We start from the raw sequence: 18,811 nt of genomic DNA, 5'->3' as shown, positions 1-18,811 counted from the left end.
GCGAATCATTGCGAATGTTGGGAAGGGGGTGCGTGCTGTGCAGCGGTTCATGCGGTCGCACTTCCTTCCACTGCTTCCGGGCTTGGCGTTATGGGTGCATCATGGCGATGCATGAAGGAGAAGAACGCGGGCACAAAGGTCAGCGTTCCGAACGTCGCCAGCATCAGGCCACCGATCACTGCGCGACCAAGCGGAGCGTTCTGCTCGCCGCCATCGCCCATTCCCAGCGCCATCGGCACCATGCCGATCATCATGGCAAGCGCTGTCATCAGTACGGGACGGAAGCGAGTAAATCCTGCGGACAGTGCCGCCTCAAACGCGCTCAGTCCCATCTCCATCTGTTCCTTGGCGAAGCTGACGACAAGAATCGAGTTCGCCGTTGCCACGCCCATACACATGATCGAACCCGTTAGCGCAGGCACGCTGATGTGCGTTCCTGTGAGGAAGAGCAGCCACACGATACCTGCAAGTGCGCCCGGCAGTGCAGCGATGATGATGAACGGATCAAGCCAGCTTTGGAAGTTGACCACGATCAATGCATAGACCAGCACGATCGAGAAGAGCAGTCCCAACCCAAGTCCCATAAAGGATGAGTGCATCGTCTGCACCTGTCCACGCAGGAAAATCTCCGTGCCGCGCGGCGCCTTGACTTGATATTTCGTTACGATCTTTTCAATCTTGCTCGACGCGCTGGCAAGATCGGTGCCCTCCACCGCTCCATAAATATCAATGACAGGGCGAGCGTTGTAATGGCTGATTGTTCCTTGCTCCGCACCGCGTTCAATCGAGGCAAGGTTGCCCAGAATTTGCGGCGCCGTCGACGATCCGTTCGTGGAGATGGGGAAGTTTTGCAGTTGCTGCAGGTTCCGCACAAAGTACTGCGGAGTCTGTACTGCGATGTTGTAGCTTACGTGGTTCTGCGGGTTGAGATAGAACGAAGGTGCTGTCTGGAAGCTGCCGCTTAAGCTGGTTAACAGGTCTCCGGCAATGTCCTTTTGGCTATAGCCCACTTGCTGCGCGCGTGTGCGGTCAACGTTGACAGTCCACTTTGGCAGGTTGAACGGCTGCTGAATGCGAAGGTCAGTCGTTCCGGAAACACTGCTGATTTCCTGCATCATTTGTTCAGCTAGCACATGGTTTGCGGGTGCATTTTGCCCTATCAACTGAATGTCGAGTTGTGCGGGCAAGCCGAAGTTCAGAATCTGACTCACCATGTCTGTGGGCAGATAGTAGAACTCTGTACCGGGGAACTTCTTCGTTAGAACGTCACGCAGTTTGTGTGTGTACTCTGCCGTCGGATGATGATCCTCCGAAAGCATGACACTGATATCGGCGTCGGCCGTTCCCACTGGCGCAGAGTTTGAGTACGACAGGTTGATGCCTGAGTAGGGTAGACCGATGTTGTCGATGATCGTTCCCAGCTCTTTTGCCGGAATGTTCTGGCGGATTACAGATTCGATCTCATCACACAGCTTCGCAGTGTCTTCAATACGCGTGCCCGTGTGTGCCCGTATGTGCAGCTTGAACTGCCCACCATCTGTAGAAGGGAAGAAGTCTTGTCCGAGCCATGGATAGAGAACTGCGATGGACAGAATCCAGAACGCGACCGTTCCGAACAGGAAGATGCCACGGTTCTCAAGGCAGATGTTGAGCGCACCGTGATACCAGCTACGCAGCTTTTCGAAGTAGTGCTCAAACACGAGCTGCAGTCGTGTGAAAGGATTGCGGCTTGTCTTCGCTTTCTCCGCTGCATCATGCTCGTGACCTTTCAGCAGATACTTCGCCATCGTTGGTACGATGGTTCGCGAAAGGAAGTATGACGCCAGCATGGCGAAAACGACAGCCTCTGCAAGAGGCACAAAGAGGTACCGTGCCACGCCCGTAAGGAAGAACATCGGCACAAACACGATGCAGATTGCGATCGTAGAAACGAATGCCGGAATGGCAATCTGAGCGGCACCATCGAGGATGGCCTGCTCAACCTCTTTGCCTTCTTCCAGGTTTCGGTTAATGTTTTCAATTTCGACTGTGGCATCATCCACCAGGATGCCGACAGCCAGAGCCAGGCCACCGAGCGTCATGATGTTGATCGTTTCACCAAGCGCAGAAAGCGCCAGCAACGAGCAGATCACCGACAGCGGAATGGATACAGCGATGATGATTGTGGATCGCCAGCTTCCGAGGAAGAGCAGAATCATAGCAGCCGTCAGGCACGCTGCAATCAGTGCTTCTCGAACGACACCGCTGATCGCTGCCCGCACAAAAACGGATTGGTCGGCAATTGGCTGAATCTTCAGAGACGGCGGAAGCTGTGCGTGAATCGAAGGAAGCTGTGCGCGAACATTCTTGATAATGTCCAGCGTTGAGGAGTTGCCGGTCTTCTGTACCGAGAGGAGCGAAGACCGTTGTCCATCGACACGAACAATATTCGTCTGCGGAGGGAAGCCGTCGCGCACATTGCCAATATCGCGCACATAGATCGTGGAGCCGTTCACCGTCTTGATGGGCAACGCGTTCAGCCCGGCAATCGACTCCGGCGTGCTGTTGGTTTCGATCTCATAGTCGAAGTGCCCCATCTTCGCATCGCCAGCGGGCAGAATCACATTCTGCGTGCTCATCGCATTCACGACGTCAGATGCGGACAGCCCATAGGCTTGCAGCTTGCTCGTGTCGAGATCGACCTGCACCTGACGCTGTTTGCCGCCATAGGGGAACGCCAGCGCAGCACCCTGCACCGTTGCAAGTTGAGTCCGGATGAAGTTCTGCCCGAAGTCATTCAGCTGCTGCTCGTTGAGCCCCTCGCCGGAGAGACCCAGTTGCAGGATGGGCACGCTTGATGCGCTGTACTGAAGAACCAGCGGAGGAGTTGTTCCCTGGGGGTACTGCTTGAGCGCAGTCTGCGAGATAGCCGTTACCTGTGCCACGGCTTGAGCGATGTTAACGCTGGGCCGGAAGAAGATCTTCACGACGGAGATGCCGTTCAGTGATTGCGACTCCGTATGGTCGATGTCGTTGACGGTCGTCGTCAGCGAGCGCTCATAAGGAAGCACAATACGGTTGGCAATTTGCTCCGGCGAAAACCCCGTGTACGACCAGATCACCGATACAACCGGGATATCGATATTAGGAAAAATGTCTACCGGTGTGCGCAGCACAACGACTGGGCCAGCTATAAAGAGCAAAAGCGATAGGACGACAAAGGTGTACGGTCTCCTAAGCGCTAAACGAACAATCCACATCAGTACTCCCTTGGAGCTGCACAGATCCCTGGGTAAACAACGTGTGTTTTGATCGCGGCAGCTAGTTCGTAAGACGAGATACCCGCCGCAAAGGACTCAGCATCGGAGTGTTCCCAGGATGTTGAAAGCCATGATTGGAATCGGCCAAGAAATAGATTTCAGGTTATTTGCGTAACTTCAGCGTATCCCGTTTCTGGCGCCAAGGGGTGCCGGGATTCCTCGTAGATTGCTTCTGCGCGGATCGAACTCTGTGCGTTCGTAAAGCAGGATGCCCATAGCTCCGCAACGTGCGTGTCTTTTGCGAATGCGAGAGGCCGACCTCTATCAATCCGGCTTTGAATTCGTCCGATCTAATTTGGGCCCAACGCCTTTGGGGAGGAAATCATGAGGGCAGAGCTGCAGCCTGTGTCGAAATCCTGTATCCGGCTATTTTTCAAATAGATGCCATCGCTTCGAAAGGCTCTCAAGGATTGGAGCAGAAGAAAAAACTTACCATTCTTCGACTCCTCTGGAGAAAGGTGTTGACTTCTGACCTCTACTGACATATCAGTAGAGGTCAAGTAATCATCCTGTAACTGGAGTCAGTGCATGAGCGTGTTTGGCTGCACAGGGAAGCGTCGCTTGGATGCCCCAAAGGCGAAGTGGTGGAGCAGCGTGCTTCTCCTGGCGGGTGGTTTGTTGATGTTGTCGCAGACTGCGGTTGGGCAGGAAGTGACAGGCACGATTGTGGGGCGTGTCACCGACCCTACGGGTGCTCTTTTGTCGGGTGCTCACGTCAACGTGGTGAACACCGACACGAAGCAAACCATCCGCTCCCTGACGACAGACCGCAATGCTGAGTTCAATGCGACTCTGTTGCCGATCGGCCACTATGCCGTGCACGTCACCTCGCCTGGTTTTCAGCGATATGACCAGGCAGGTATCGAACTGCACGTCTCCGACCGCCTGAACTACACCATCAAGATGGTTCCCGGTTCGGTGGATGAGACGGTGACGGTGAACGCCGATCAGTTGCAGGTGCAGACGCAGAGCGCAGCCTCTGAACAGATCATCTCCGGCAAGGAAGTGCGCGAGCTTTCCATCGTCAACCGCAACTTCCTTGGCTTGCTGGCGATCCTTCCGGGCGTTACGAGCACGGCGGGGAGCGACGAGCTGACGATCGGAGGCGTGAATCCGACGGGCAGCGTGAACTCTCTGCCGTACTCGCTGAACGGCGGCCGCGTGTCGGCGAACAGTCAGTTGCTGGATGGTGCGGACAACCTTGATCGTGGCGCAAATACGACGCTGGTGAATACGCCTTCCATCGATGCGATTGCAGAATTCAAGGTAACGCGCGGAACCTATAGCGCGGAGTATGGCCGCAATGCTGCTTCGCAGATCAATGTCATCACGATGGCGGGAACGAGCCAGTATCACGGTGATATGTATGAGTTCTTCCGCAATGATGCGTTGAATGCAAACGACGCGATGAACAACCATCGCGGCATTGTTCGGCCACCGCAGCGGTACAACGATTTCGGCGGTGCCGTCGGTGGTCCGGCACCAAAGTTGCACGACACGTTCTTCTTCTTTTCGGAAGAGGCACGTCGCATCATCATGTACCAGACCAAGAGCGGTCTTGCTCCAACCGCTGCGATGAAGTTGGGGCAGTTTACGCATCCTGTATGTACGTCGTATTCGGATTCTGCCGGAACCAAGTGTCTTACCTCGGCCACTTCGATTACCACCCCTGATCCTATTGCCGCCGAATACATCAAGGATATTTTCGATAAGATCCCGGACGGGAATACCTCGAATTACACGCTCGTTTCTGTAGGGCGTTCGGTCTATAACCTGCACCAGGAACTGGCGCGCGTCGACCACTCGTTCTCTCCGCAGGAGTCGATGACGGTTCGCTACATTCGGGATGCGGTCAACACGGTTGAACCGTATGGCTATCAGATTAGTGCCTCACTTCCTGGTGTCGCGACGACGCAATCCTCGTATCCTGGCGCAAACGCGATGGCGCGGCTTACGTCTGTACTTCGTCCGACGCTGCTGAATGAGGCAGCTTTTGCGTTCACTTCAGGACGGCGTTATAGCCAGCCAATCGGCTTGATGGCGAAGGCAAACGCAAGCGACGTGAAGGTTAGCCTTCCATTCCAAAGCACGCTGGGCAATGTGCCTTATGTGACGATGACGGGGCTGAGCGCCGCGACCGGCTACGGCGGGTATGACAATTACAGCCGCAATTACAACGCCTTCGATAACCTCACCTACGTCACCGGACGGCAGACGTTGAAGTTCGGTGCGACCTGGAACTACTACCAGAAGACGGAGAATAACGGCAGTACGAATGCTGGCAGCTTCTCTTTTGCAACGACATCGCTAGCCAGTGGGGGTATCGGGACGGAGCAGACGTGGGCAAACTTTATGCTTGGGACTCACTCTACGTTCACGCAAACCTCGATCGATCTGCGTCCTGACATTCGCCAATCGCAGATGGAGTTCTATGGACAGGATGACTATCGCGTTCTGTCGCAGCTGACGATCAATGCAGGGCTTCGATACTCGTTGTTCCGCCAGCCGTGGGACAAGCGCGACATGCTGACGAACTTCGATCCGGACCGCTTTATCGCGGCGAATGCACCTACGATCAGCACCACAACGCCGTCGACGGTTGTTCCGGGTACGGGCGATCCTTACAACGGCATCATCGTGAATAACCTGAATTCGCCGTTTGGCAGCAAGGTGAGCAATGAGTCCTACATGACGCTGTCGCCGCGCCTAGGTTTTGCGTGGAGCCCGCTCGCGAGCAACACGACGGCTGTTCGTGGCGGCTATGGTCTGGTCTTCGATTCTGCACTGACAGGTATTTATGAAAACAATATCTTTACGAATGCCCCCTTTCTGAACAATCTGAATGTTCCGAATACGACGTTTGCCAATCCCGCAGCCGGAACCGCAACCACGTCTATTCCTGCACTTCGCGGAACACCGTTGCCGTCGCGTCTTCCTTATACGCAGCAGTGGAGCTTTGATATTCAACAGCAGTTTGCGAAGACAATGCTGGTGGATATTGGCTACTACGGATCAAAGGGCACCCATCTGCTGGGTATTGCGGACATCAATACGTTGAAGCCCGGGCTTTATGCGCAGGAGACGGGCATTACTACAGCGCTGAGCACAGGCACTACGCCGAACGTGAATCGTTACCGCCCTTATCCGGGCTTTATCGGAATCAATGTTGTTCAGAACCAGTACGGTTCGAATTACAACTCACTGCAGATAGCGGTAGAGAAGCGCATGGCGAGCGGCTCATCGCTTCGTCTGGCCTACACGTGGCAGAAGACGCTGACGGATGCAGGGACAGACCGCAACAACGCTCCGCAGGACCACTACAACCCACATCAGGAGTACTCGGTGGCTCCGTTCAACCGCCGCCAGATTTTTGTCGCGAGCTGGGTGTACCGCATTCCTTATCCGTGGAAGAAGAAGACGGTCGCTCATGCAGTCTTTGCTAACTGGCAGTTGAGCGGAACCGCAAGCTTCGATGCTGGCCTTGCCACGCAAGTTACATCGAGCAGCGGACAGGACCCTGCACAGCTTGGTGTGTTGAGCTCTGGCAGTTCGGTTACGCTTCGTCCGGATAAGGTTGGCGACCCAAACAAGAACGCGGCTCATACGCTCGACAGCTGGTTCAATACTGCGGCCTATAAGGATGTGCCCTCGGGACAGTTGCGCGTGGGAAATGCGAAGCCGACGTCCATGATCGGGCCGGGGTTCCAGCAGTGGGATATCTCGCTGTCGCGCAACATGCGATTTACGCGCCGCTTCGGTGGACAGCTTCGGGTGGAGACGTTCAACACGTTCAACCACACAAACCCACAGGGGCTTTATACCTCTTCAGATGTAACGACGCCGGGTTCCGCGTTCGGTAGTGTGTCCAGCACCCGCGAGCCACGGCGAGTTGCAGTTGGCGATGAAGTTGAATTTTTAAGTGGAACGTAGAAGCTGATTCAAAATTGCAGTATCCAGGTCAGGAGAAGAAGAGATGAAAACGCAAGAGAATGCCATGCGAGCAATGCGACGTATTCTTGCCGGAGCTGCAACCATCGGATTGTCGGTGCTTGTTTCGGGATGTGGCATTGGGGCGGCCGTATCAAACGATGTGAACACCTACAGCTCTGAGGCAACGATTCATGGTTCGCTTTACGGCGGTCAGCAACCGGTAGCCTTTGCTACGGTGCAGCTTTGGTCTGCAGGCACGACGGGCTATGGTTCGGCAGGTACTTTGCTGGCGACAACGACGACCTCTGACCCGGATGGAGCGTTCTCCTTTGTGAAGAGCGCAACGAACGGCACCTCAAGTGGCTCGGGGAACACCTGGGCCTGTCCATCGACGTCGGATGATCCGCAGCTCTATCTGATCTCTTCTGGTGGCAACAGCCTTGGCAATCACATCAACGACAGCGCCAATACGAACTCGGCCATTGTTCTGATGGCTGCACTTGGCGCCTGCTCTACTGTGAGCAACAGCACCTTCGTTATTGTGAACGAAGTGTCCACGGTGGCTGCGGCGTTTGCCCTAGCTCCTTATATGAATGCAACTGGCGCGACTGCAGGTTCTGAGTTGATCGGCACGAATGGCTCGAATGTGTCGACTTCTACGCCACAGGCTGCCGTGGGACTCAACAACGCAGTCGCCGGGGTTGCCAACCTGATGACGGCGTCCACGATCCACTCCGGTAGCTCGGCCTCGACGTCGACGGTGCAGATTACGGCGACTCCGGAAGCGGGCAAGGTCAACACAATGGCTGACATCCTGGCGGCTTGCGTGAATACGCAGACCTCCGCCAGTGCTGCTTGTGCGCAGTTGTTTGCGGGTGCGCTGAGTACCACCGGCGCGAAGCCTGTAGATACCCTGCAGGCCGCGTACTACATGGCAACCAACCCCACGGGGGCAGGCACGTTCACCTCCTGCGGCACTGGGCCGACAACGAATATCGGTTGCCTCTTTAATCTGGCGGCATCAACGTCACCGTTTCAACCAACGATTGCGACTGCTCCTACGGACTGGACGATCGGTGTGACGTACAAGATGACCGCAGGGGGATGCTCCAGCAACGGCTTCGGTGGCGCAGGCTATTTTGATGTCCCGACCCGCGCAGCTGTTGATGCAGAGGGCAATATCTTCATCGTGAATGGATCGGTATCCAAGGCTGCGATTGTGGAGTTGAGCCCGATCGGCGTTCCTGTTGCCTGCGTTGTTCCAAACGCGCAGTCGGGTACAGCGCAGACCTATGGCCAGAACATCACGATCGATCCTTCGGGTAACGTATGGGCAGCTTACAGCCACGGAACGTTGACAAATGCTATCGCGGAATGGCCAGCAGGTACGTCGACCCCGCTGGGATATACGCCCGCTGCGCAGGTCTATGGAATTACCTCCGACCTTGATGGCAACGTCTTCTATACCTCGTCAGCTGCTGGTTCTTCGCTCTACGAATTTGTTGCGCCTACCGTTGGAACGCTGAGCCTCAGCACGGCAACTTCTGTTGCGGCGGCCAGCAGCTTTTATGCGGGCGGCAGCTCCAGCGCCATCCAGCTCAATAACTTGCAAACCGATACGGTTGGGCGAGTCTTTGGCATCACTGGCTCGGTATCCAGTATGCTTTCGGCGTACCCCTTGAGCGCAGCTATTACTGCATACACGGTCTCCAGTGGTGCTGTCACCTTTACCGCGACGAACTCCTTTGTCGTAGGTCAGACGGTCACGATCTCCGGGCTGACGGCTGGAACGCAGTTTAACGGCCAGCGGATCGTGCTGACGGCTGCCAACGGCACGAGCTTCACAGGAGCCGTTAGCACTGCGGACGTCGCTACTACATCGGACTCGGGTGCGGCTCGCGCTACGGGAGCAGGCGCTTACACCACCGCGAATACTGGGCTGGCTTCGGCTTCCTACGGTCTTGCGATTGGCGCATCGAACACCATCTTCACGGGCACGGCTTGCTGCACGAACTCATCGACAGCGATTGCGAAGGCAGAGCGCTTTGTTCCTGCGGCAACTGCTGTGGCGGGTGCGGGATCCTCGTCGGCCCAGTATCTCGGCGGTCTCAACGGAACGCGTGCTGTGGCGGTCGATGGTGCCGGCGTGATGTGGATGGGGGAGTACTGGCCTGAGACTTCGGCTGGCGTTTATGGCCTGGTCGCCGTGAACCCTACGGTGTCGGGTACGACGGTTACTTACAAGGCGGTTTCGCCTGTCGGCGCTGCACCGAGCACCGCATGTTCCAGCGCTGCTGGGTGTCCCACAGGTGGGGGCTTCCAGAAGGCGGATATGCAGGCGACGATGGATGTCGTCGTCGACCCTTCAGGGAATGTGTGGGTGCTGAATACCGGAACGAATACGTCCGGTACGATCGGCACAAACGGAGCGTCTGTAACAGAGTTTGTGGGGGCAGCGACACCGATCGTCACACCACTGTCTGTTGCGGCCAGGACGGGCGCGTTGGGTGCTCGTCCTTAGTAGTCGTTACAGTTTTCCTGGATACGCGCTGAGAGCATGGAGAGGCTCTCAGCGCGTTTTTTTCTTTAGCAGAAGCTTCGTTTCTCTTACAGGGGGCTGACCCTGATTACTGCTTGTCCTTGTCTTCCTCTGCGGCAAGGATTGCTACGTCTTGAATGTCGATGCCTGTGCGGGTAGTTGCTTCCATGGAGTGAGCGGCCTGCCAAAAGTCATCCAATGTTCCCCACTCCTTGCCAAGGTTGGCACGCAAGGCCACGCGCGCGGCTGGGCCCAGAAGGTCACGCTCTTCCTGCGAACGAGCCAACACCTTATCTGCCGAGTTTTGTTCGAAGGCCATCAGGCTTACCCTGTTGCAGGTAGAAGACATGGAACGGAACCAGCTGTCCCTTTCTGCAGAGTTATTCCATCCAACACTGCCACCAAGATGCGAGAACCACACGGGCAATGTTGCCTCTAGCTGTGTGTTGGGTTCTATGTTGGTACGAACGTGCTGGTAGAAGGTGAGCAGGTTGCGGAGGTAATCGCGGCGTTGTATCGACGTGGCATCCTTCCAGCCTGCGTGGGAGGACGTCGTCGCTAAGATATGTGGCTCAATGTCGAAGGCCAGCCCCTGAAAGCGCTCCTCCGGCTTTGCGGTTGCATTGAACTCCACAAAGCCGTTGCGGAGTTTCTCATCGGCCGCGGCCTGGCGATCAGGAAAGAACAACTCTGTTTCCGAGAGCAGAAGGTACGAGGCGATGCCAGCGCGTGCAAGCTTTGCGTTCCATGCGCGCAACTCTGCGCGGCTTTCAACGGCGTCGCCGCGGTAGCTGCCGTAAAGCGTGGTCACTCCCCATGCCTTCAGCCTGGCAATGGTCTGCTCCTGGAGTTCTTCCTTGCCGAGAACGTGCAGCGAGCCGTAGGGGCTTGCTGGCGACTGCCAGAACCATGCGCCGCGAGAGTGTGCCGGAGTCTGTTCTGCCAGCATGAGTGGGTTCGCGAGGCACGCCAGCATGGCCAACGAAACCCCGGTACGCGATGCTTGAAAACGTCGAAACAAGTGATGCTCCTGAAATGCGCCTACTGCGCGGTAGTGTCGTAATCTTCGATATCAACGTACTTGCCGCTCTGCGCTTCTACGGCGGCAGCGCCGGCGAAGAAGGCAGACACTGAGCCGCCCCAGTCGGTGCTATCGGTACTCAGCGCAACACGGGCTTTGCCCGAGAGCAGAGCGTCGTTTGCTTCTATGCCCGTGACGATGCTCGACACAGAGTTTGTCCCGTACTGGTCGACCGAGATGCTATCGCAGACCTGTGCCAGTTGAGCGAACCAGGCGTTACGGTCATCGGCATCTACCCACAGAATTGTTGATGTAAGGCTGATGTAGGAGTGCGAGAGGTAGCTTTCAATCGGAAGCGCAGCAGCGCCGTTGTTCGCGAGCAAAGCGCGTGAGGAGGCAAGCATGTTGACCAGATACGTTGCGTAGACTCTGCGCTGTGCTGGCGTAGCCGCGCTCCAGGAGGGCCATGTCGTGTTGCCCGTGAAGGATTGCGGTTCGACGTCGAACGCTACACCGGTAAACTTCTGGGTCGCCGTGGATGCCGTGTTGAAGTTGACGACGTACTTTTCGAGCCATGCCTGCGCTGTGGTCCATTGATCAGGGAGAAAAAACGATGCCGAGGATACGAGGAAGTACGAGCGGATGCCATTGGCTGCAAGCTTTGCGTTCCACGCTCGAACGGATGCCGGATCGCTTTCCATCTGCGAGCTGTAGCTTCCATAGACCGAGGTCACGTTCCAGGTCTTGAAGTTGGCGATGGCTGTGTCCTGTGCCGTGGAGCTGGCGACGATCGCCATCTGAGCCTGCGACTCCCAGAACCACACGGCGCGTCCCGGCGCAATCGCGGGCACTGTCGTTGTGGAGGTGTTCGAAGCACCGTTGCCGCCAACGCAACCGGTCAGCAGGAGCGTAGCAATGGTGGCGAAAGAGAGAAGCTTGGAGATGCGATGAGACACAGGAAGGCCGCCTTCAAAAAGAGAATGCGGAGAGGAGGTAACGAAGCGTGTTGCAAAGAGTACGAGAGGCTAGATCGCCAGTGAGCGCGAGCGTCGTGGGCTCGCAGCTTGTTGGTCGTCAGACTTCTTCGGGGTTTCGGAACGGCGCTGCATCCAGGAGAGGTTGTTGCCGAAGCGTTCGGCGATGCTGCTCTGGATCTCTGACATGCCGGTACGAATATGAGTGCCCATTGCCAGGGCTGCTTTATCCGGATCGCCGCCGTTGATGATGTCGATGAGGTCGCTGTGCCAGTTGGTTGGCATCTGCGAGTCGGCTGCTACGTCAAAGAGCCAGTTGAAGATGAGCACTTGATTTTTTTCCAGAAGCTCATAAAGAGGCGCGCACCCTGTGCACTCTGCTAGCCGCATGTGGAAGCGGACGTGGAGCGTTTGAAACTCGAACTGCTCGGTCTCACTCTGTTGGTCCATGGCATCGAGCTTGCGAGCCATCGAGGAAAGCTCCTCACGCTCCATCGCGGAAGCACGCTCACAGAAAAGCCGGGCTGACTGAACTTCTAGCGCTTCGCGAATGATGTAACGGTCGCGCACGTCGTTGGCGCTGGGGATGCGCACGCGGGTGCCAATACGTGGCAGGCTTTCGAGCATCCCTTCGGCTTCCAGCCGTTGCATTGCTTCAGAGACAGGGATGAAGCTCATGCCGAGGTCTGCCGCGAGACCGCGACGAGAGATGGTTTCGCCGAGCCCGATTTCCCCTTTGAGGATACGGTCGCGAATCTCCGTATACGCCTGGTTGGCGAGGGAGGGGCGCAATATGGATGGCCTGCGATCGAGGGTGCTCATGGGTACCGACCTTCACTGATATATCAACAGGGTGGCGTGTAGCTGTCAACTAGTAAATTGCTGGAGCAGCATTGGATTGCATTCTGCAACCGGTTGCATGATAGGGTGCTAGATAATCGAATTTCCCCTCACCATTTTTTTGCGAGGATTCAAATGAGTCGTGTTTTCGGTATATCGATGAACTCCTGCCTGTGCGGCCTTGTGTTTGGCGCTGCGGCCTTCGTTAGCTCTGCAGCCGGAGCCCAAAGCTCGATGGCCCCGCTTCCGCTTGTGCCTCTGCCGCGTAGCGTCCAAACAATAGCAGGGGAGTGTCGGATTCTTGCTGGCGCTGCGGTCTCTTATCCGAAGGATGATCCCGGCGCACGGTTTGCTGCGGAGCATCTGGCAGGGCTAATGAAGCGGACAAAAGGAGTGGCGTTGACGCCGGAGTTGGCAGCGACGGGCAAGGGGCACATCGTTCTTGAGCGCACAGTCGACAGCAAGGAAGGCGAGGGCTATGAGCTTGACGTGAGGCCGGAAGGCGTTACGATCCGAGCCGCGACTGACGCGGGATTGTACTACGGAACGGTCACGTTGTGGCAGTTGCTGGAAGCTGCGCCGTTGCAGACGGGTGGGCTGAATCTTCACGCGGTGAAGATTGTTGACGCTCCGCAGATGCGCTGGCGCGGCATCATGATCGATTCTGCCCGGCACATGCAGTCAATTGAGTTCCTTCATCAGTTAGTCGATTGGATGTCGCTTGAGAAGCTGAACACGCTGCACTGGCATCTGACGGACGACCAGGCGTGGAGGCTCGAAATCAAGCGTTACCCCAGGCTTACGTCTGTTGGCGGATGGCGCGATCTGCCAAGTCAGGAAGGGCAGATCAATCCGAAGACCGGTAAGCCTTATCCAAAGTATGGCGGATACTACACGCAGGCTCAGGTGCGGGAGTTCGTAGCGTATGCGGCGAAGCGCAACGTGATGATTGTGCCGGAGATTGAAATGCCGGGCCATGCCACGGCGCCGATCGCAGCTTATCCAGAGTTTGGTTCGTCCACGACTGCGCCAGCAGCGGCGGCAAATCACTTTGGTGTCTTCCCAAATCTCTACAGTCCCACGGCGAATACCTTCACCTTTCTGCAAAATGTTCTGACCGAAGTGATGGAGTTATTCCCCAGCCCCTACATCCACGTTGGTGGAGATGAGGCGATCAAGAACCAGTGGAAGTCATCCCCTGAGATTCAGTCGCAGATGAAGTCTCTGGGGATTGCGAATGAAGACCAGTTGCAGAGCTACTTCATCAAGCAGGTCGATACATTTCTTTCAGCGCATGGCCGCCGCACGCTGGGCTGGGACGAGATTCTCGATGGTGGGCTTGCACAGAACGCTGCAGTGATGTCGTGGCATGGCGTGAAAGGGGGCATCGAGGCTGCCAAACAAGGCCACGATGCGGTGTTGACTCCTGCTCGGCCGCTGTACTTCAACTATCGTCAGACGGATGCTGTGGCAGAAGCGCCCGGACGCTTCGCGATGAACACGCTTGCGGACGTTTACAAGTTTGACCCCGAGCCTGCGACGCTTACGGCGGCGCAGCGTGAACATATTCTGGGCGTGCAAGCCAACGTCTGGACGGAGTATCTCATCACGGACAATCGCGTGGCCTGGATGATCTTTCCTCGTTCTGCAGCGCTGGCAGAGATTGGATGGACGCCTGCGGCACAGCGCGACTGGGGGAACTTCGTAGAGCGGATGCCAGAGGAGCTGGGGCGCTACAAGGAGCTTGGTATTCCGTTTGATCCGCTGGCGTTCCGTCCGCAGAGCACGGAGACATTGGTGACTGATGCTCCACGCCGCGTCGAGGTCGCGTTGGCTAGTCAGGTGTCGGCAGGAACACTTCGTTACACAGAAAATGGCGGCGCTGTAACGGCCTCTTCGCCGGAGTACAAAGCTCCGCTGGAGCTGCAAATGCCCGTACGGCTGCGTGCGGCGATGTTTGTGGGAGCCGCGATGGTTCCTGGCAGTGAGATGGACCGGGAGCTCACGCAGGAGACCGTTCGCCGTAAGTACAGCCAGCAGATGAAGCAGTGCGTGACGGATCCGGTGATCGCGATGGAGCAGGACCCCGCGCACGGCGATCGTCCGGTAATGGTTGCAAACTATCGCAACCCTTGCTGGATTGAGCATGCAGCGCTGCTGGATGGGGTCAGCTCGCTGACGCTTGAGATGGTGCCTCTGCCGTGGGTCTTTGAAGACGGTGCGCACAAGACACCGTCACTTGCGCCGGCCAAGACCGCTGGCGGCGAGGTGGAAGTTCATCTTGATAGTTGCAAAGGGCAGACGATTGCCACACTTCCTTTGCCGCAGCATCCTGGAAAGCAGGGCGCTGTGGTGTTGAAGGCTGGTTTGCCTGCAATCCAGGGCGCGCACGATCTTTGTTTCCAGGTAGCACGACCGCAACTCGATCCGTTGTGGACCCTGAACTGGGCGCAGACGAATGTACATTCGGCAAAGTAGCCTGCTGTCGCAGATTGATTGTTGACCGCAGAAAGTACGCAATCGGCATAAATGAACCCTCGCGAAATCGCCTGCAACAGGCATTCCGCGAGGGTTCATTTATTAGGACGTATGCAGGTTATTGCGTTGTCAGGCCGAGACCCTTCTCGATAGCGTTGAGTAGCGTGTTGTCCGAATCACCGCCGAGGTCCCAGAACATCATGCCGGCAAGACCATGCTCACGCGTATACGCAGCCTTCTTTTCGATCGACCGGGCATCTTCGTAGCTGATCCATTCTTTGGTCGTTTCGTTGTACAGAAAAGGCACCTCTGCTTTGTCATCCCAGTAGCGCACAAAGCCAGAGTTCGGTGTGAGGTATGTGGTGGCGATGATGCGAAAGGTGATGTCCTTAGCGTGTCGCGGTGTCACTGTCTGGAAGAGCCCATGCTGCGCAGCAGGAACATCGGTCCAAATGTAGCCATAGAACGGTGCACCGAGCACGATCTTCGCGGCGGGAACGCCTGCGGCTTCGTAGTCACGGATGAACTGATCGTCCGAAACAGGAGCCGGGGAGGCTGGGCTCGTGAACAGCGGGGAGTGATGTCCCGTCGTCGTGCCGTTGGGTCCGAAGACGTCGTAACCCATCAGCGCAACGGTATCGAGGTACTTCGCGGCCTCACCCATCTCGGTGTTGCGCAGGAAGAATCGCTTGCCGTTGGTTGCCGAGGATAGATAGAGCGGCTTATGCAGCTTCTTCGACTCCAGGTCCAACGCCTGGCGCATGTCGTGAAGCAGCAACGTGTAGTTCTGCTTGTCGATGGCGCGTGAACGCTTGTCTGCACGAGGTGCGGCAGGGTACTCCCAGTCGACGTCGACACCATCGAGGCCGTAGTTCTCGAGGACTTCGATACAACTGGCATTGAACTTCGCACGCGACTCATCTGTCAGAGCGATGTCAGAGAAGTCACCCGAATCTCCACCACCACCAACGGAGATCAGCACCTGAAAGCTCTTCACCTTATTCTTCAGGCCAACGAGATACTTCAAGTTCGCGTCGTCTGAGCCCGCAAGTGCGATGCCGCCATCTTTGGTGTGGAGGAAGGCGTAATGAACGCGCGTGATCTTTGTGGGGTCGACTTCACCTGGTTGCAGTGTGTGGTTTGGTCCGCGAACATATGCGATGACGAGAGGACGAGGCACGGCCTGTGCCGCAGCGCCAAGGCTAGCTGCGCCGACGGCAAAAGCCGCCAGCGTCTTGCAGAAGAAGTTCATGAAATAAGCTCTCCGAAAACGTAAGTGCTCTCGACCGCAAAGCCGCTGGCAGGGCCGAAAGTGAAAAGAATCAGATCGGCGGGAGCTCCGACTTCAAGCACTCCGCGATCGACTAGCAGGTGGCCTGGCCGCGCCGTTGCGAAGGAGAGCGCATCGGCCAGGGAGACGTTGAGGTTACGCACGAGATGGTCTATGCCATCCTTGAGCGGAAGAGCAGCCCCCGCAAGATAAGGCGTGCCAGAAAGTTGAAGTCGGCCATTGGGGAGTAGCTCTACCTCGCCACCAATAGGTTGCTGATACCGTCCTGGTTTGCAGCCGCCGAGAGCAGCTGTATCGGAGACGAGGACGATGCGCTCAAGCCCCTTCGCACGCAGAAAGACGCGCAGGACATCATCGGGGAGATGGTGCCCGTCGGCGATGACCATCGCGGTTAACCGATCCTCGGCAAGCTGTGTCCAGAGCTGGTTCGGGTGCCTTGGCAGCGTCGATGCGATGCCGTTGCCGAGGTGGGTGGAGAGAGTGGCTCCGGCATTGACGGCGGCTTGAATCTGCTCCGGTGTCGCGTGTGTATGACCAATCGAGACGAGAACGCCACGCTCAGATAGAGCCGCAATGTACTCAGGAGCGTTCTCAAAGTGCGGGGAAAGCGTGACCAGGCGAACGATGCCGCTGCAGTTGCTCTGCCAGCGATCAAACTCCTGCAGGGACGGTTGGCGTACATGTTCGCGGGGATGCGCTCCCCGTGCACCCTCTTCAGGAGAAATGTGCGGCCCTTCAACGTGAATGCCTACAAGAGCGTGGCGCACCATAGCGTACCGTTGGCGCGCGGCCGCGATCGTTCGCATGGCGGCGAGCAGGCGTTTTTCTGATTGCGTGATCAGCGTCGCGAGAAAGCTGGTGACTCCCACGCGTGCAAGTGCAACAGAGAGAGCGTGGACGGACTCGACGGTTAGGCTCTCTGCGTTCAGGTCAAAACCTGCGTAGCCGTTTACCTGTAGATCGACGAGTCCCGCACTGACCCAGGTCGATGTCTCCTCGTGCGCGGGCGCAATGTTCGTGATGCGTCCTTCACTCATCGTTACAGCGATAGAGTGGCCGCTTCGTGGGTCGCGTCCGCGTACGGTCGTCATGGTCAATGTCCTCGATCACTCTTCTGCCGCACCGGGGCACAGAAGGCTGATCCAGATATACCTTGCAAAGCCTTGCTGGCGAAACCGCTCAGCCACTCTCTTTCTCTGAGAAGGACCGCTGTCTTCGGCACCGCTAGGCTGAGCAGTTGAAAGTGTCTTCCGCTGCGAGAGAAGCGGTGCCTCGGTAGCATCGCAGTGAGGGGAAGCCGTTCGCAGGATTCTTACATGCAACCGATTGCATGACAAGCAAAAGATTTGAGCTTTCTGCGCGATGAGCTCCCGACTCCAGCTAGACTCTCTGTGTGGCTCGCGACAAAAAACAACTTCCCACCATCAGCGATGTGGCGCGTCTTGCCAACGTGTCCCGTGCAACGGTGTCGCGCGCCTTCGGGCGTCCTCACCTGATTGGCGAAGATACGGTGCAGCGTGTGCATCTTGCTGCCAAAGAGCTGGGATATCAGCCGAACCAGACGGCCAGGGCGCTCAGCACTGGACGCCATACGAACATCGCCATAGTGGTTCCTGATGTGGCTAACCCCTTTTTCCCGCCGCTGATACGAGCGGCTCAGGCGGGTGCGGACGCCGCCGGATACAGCGTTTTTCTTGGCGATTCTGATGAAGACGCGGCTCGTGAGCACACGTTGATGCAGCGTCTGGCGTTGCAGGTCGAAGGCTTTATTCTGGCCTCATCGCGTATGCCGGATGAGCAGATTGTTGAGCTCGCAGAACGCCGACCTTTGGTGCTGATCAATCGTGATACGCCGGGAATTTCTCGTGTGTTGATCGATACGGCTGCGGGCATCAGCGCTGCTGTGGAGCATCTTGCTGCGCTTGGGCATCGGCTGATCGTGTACGTCAGCGGACCGTCGGCTTCGTGGTCCGACCAGGAGCGTCGTCGGGCGCTGAAGCGTGCCACCAAGAAAGCTGGCATGGAGAGTTTGGCGATCGGAGCTCGTCGAGCGACCTTCGAAGCAGGACGTCAGGTGGTGGCTGAGGTTCGTGCCACGGGCGCGACGGCGGCAATCACCTTCGATGATCTTGTCGCTCACGGCTTGCTTGCGGGCTTGCTGGAGAATGGTGTCTCGGTACCGCAGGGGTTCAGCGTGATTGGCTGCGACGACGTGCTTGGGGCCTCGACGTTTCCAGCACTTACGAGCGTTTCCGCCCGCTGTGACACGGCCGGACAGATCGCCTTCGATCTGCTGATGAAGGCGATGCAGGGTACTGACGAAGCAGATGTCCGCTGCGTGCTTGAGACACGGTTGGTGGTGCGCGCGACGACAGGCGAAGCACGTCCGCCGCAGCGTTCCACTCGTCGTCGCTGACGCGAATATTTCGAAATTGTGAA

10 protein-coding genes are annotated in these 18,811 nt (G+C 57.1%); 4 read left to right on the top strand and 6 right to left on the bottom strand.

Annotated features, from left to right (window positions below):
- Positions 1-47: 47 nt before the first annotated feature.
- Positions 48-3,239 (bottom strand): efflux RND transporter permease subunit, encoded by a 3,192-nt coding sequence (locus PW792_14435; protein MDE1163119.1) that lies wholly within the window; start codon positions 3,237-3,239, stop codon positions 48-50.
- Between the two features lie 588 nt (positions 3,240-3,827).
- On the opposite strand from PW792_14435, the gene PW792_14430 reads away from it, so the two are divergent.
- Positions 3,828-7,229: a carboxypeptidase regulatory-like domain-containing protein gene (locus tag PW792_14430; protein MDE1163118.1), complete on the top strand. Its 3,402-nt coding sequence runs from the start codon at positions 3,828-3,830 to the stop codon at positions 7,227-7,229.
- A 43-nt stretch (positions 7,230-7,272) separates the two neighbouring features.
- On the top strand, positions 7,273-9,750 hold the full coding sequence (locus PW792_14425; protein ID MDE1163117.1) for a hypothetical protein: 2,478 nt from the start codon (positions 7,273-7,275) through the stop codon (positions 9,748-9,750).
- A 106-nt stretch (positions 9,751-9,856) separates the two neighbouring features.
- On the opposite strand, the gene PW792_14420 is transcribed toward PW792_14425, so the two are convergent.
- From PW792_14420 to PW792_14410, 3 genes are all read right to left on the bottom strand, one after another.
- Positions 9,857-10,789 carry a hypothetical protein gene (locus PW792_14420; protein MDE1163116.1) on the bottom strand — a complete coding sequence of 311 codons (933 nt, stop codon included), beginning with the start codon at positions 10,787-10,789 and terminating at the stop codon, positions 9,857-9,859.
- Between the two features lie 20 nt (positions 10,790-10,809).
- A complete protein-coding gene (locus PW792_14415; GenBank protein MDE1163115.1) occupies positions 10,810-11,745 on the bottom strand; it encodes a hypothetical protein in 936 nt (311 codons plus the stop codon).
- A 69-nt stretch (positions 11,746-11,814) separates the two neighbouring features.
- Positions 11,815-12,585 (bottom strand): GntR family transcriptional regulator, encoded by a 771-nt coding sequence (locus tag PW792_14410; GenBank protein MDE1163114.1) that lies wholly within the window; start codon positions 12,583-12,585, stop codon positions 11,815-11,817.
- A gap of 153 nt (positions 12,586-12,738) precedes the next feature.
- Here PW792_14410 and PW792_14405 point away from each other — a divergent pair, with 153 nt between their 5' ends.
- Positions 12,739-15,081: a family 20 glycosylhydrolase gene (locus PW792_14405; GenBank protein ID MDE1163113.1), complete on the top strand. Its 2,343-nt coding sequence runs from the start codon at positions 12,739-12,741 to the stop codon at positions 15,079-15,081.
- Between the two features lie 118 nt (positions 15,082-15,199).
- On the opposite strand, the gene PW792_14400 is transcribed toward PW792_14405, so the two are convergent.
- Both PW792_14400 and PW792_14395 read right to left on the bottom strand, forming a co-directional pair.
- Entirely contained in the window at positions 15,200-16,333 is a 1,134-nt protein-coding gene (locus PW792_14400) for a glycosyl hydrolase family 18 protein (protein ID MDE1163112.1), read from the bottom strand.
- Positions 16,330-17,463, bottom strand: a complete 1,134-nt coding sequence (locus PW792_14395; protein MDE1163111.1) for an amidohydrolase family protein — start codon at positions 17,461-17,463, stop codon at positions 16,330-16,332. The genes PW792_14400 and PW792_14395 overlap by 4 nt, the downstream gene beginning before the upstream one ends.
- 302 nt (positions 17,464-17,765) lie before the next feature.
- On the opposite strand from PW792_14395, the gene PW792_14390 reads away from it, so the two are divergent.
- Positions 17,766-18,788, top strand: coding sequence for a LacI family DNA-binding transcriptional regulator (locus PW792_14390; protein ID MDE1163110.1), 1,023 nt, complete (start codon positions 17,766-17,768; stop codon positions 18,786-18,788).
- Positions 18,789-18,811: the final 23 nt, after the last annotated feature.

Source organism: Acidobacteriaceae bacterium (assembly GCA_028283655.1).
In the GTDB taxonomy this organism is placed as follows: domain Bacteria; phylum Acidobacteriota; class Terriglobia; order Terriglobales; family Acidobacteriaceae; genus Granulicella.
This window is presented reverse-complemented; position numbering and strand designations above follow the sequence as displayed.

Bases quoted from the DNA above. Each gene is read 5' to 3' on its own strand.
- PW792_14435 (MDE1163119.1), bottom strand. From the start codon at position 3,239: ATGTGGATTGTTCGTTTAGCGCTTAGGAGACCGTACACCTTTGTCGTC.
- PW792_14430 (MDE1163118.1), top strand. From the start codon at position 3,828: ATGAGCGTGTTTGGCTGCACAGGGAAGCGTCGCTTGGATGCCCCAAAG.
- PW792_14425 (MDE1163117.1), top strand. From the start codon at position 7,273: ATGAAAACGCAAGAGAATGCCATGCGAGCAATGCGACGTATTCTTGCC.
- PW792_14410 (MDE1163114.1), bottom strand. From the start codon at position 12,585: ATGAGCACCCTCGATCGCAGGCCATCCATATTGCGCCCCTCCCTCGCC.
- PW792_14405 (MDE1163113.1), top strand. From the start codon at position 12,739: ATGAGTCGTGTTTTCGGTATATCGATGAACTCCTGCCTGTGCGGCCTT.
- PW792_14400 (MDE1163112.1), bottom strand. From the start codon at position 16,333: ATGAACTTCTTCTGCAAGACGCTGGCGGCTTTTGCCGTCGGCGCAGCT.
- PW792_14395 (MDE1163111.1), bottom strand. From the start codon at position 17,463: ATGACGACCGTACGCGGACGCGACCCACGAAGCGGCCACTCTATCGCT.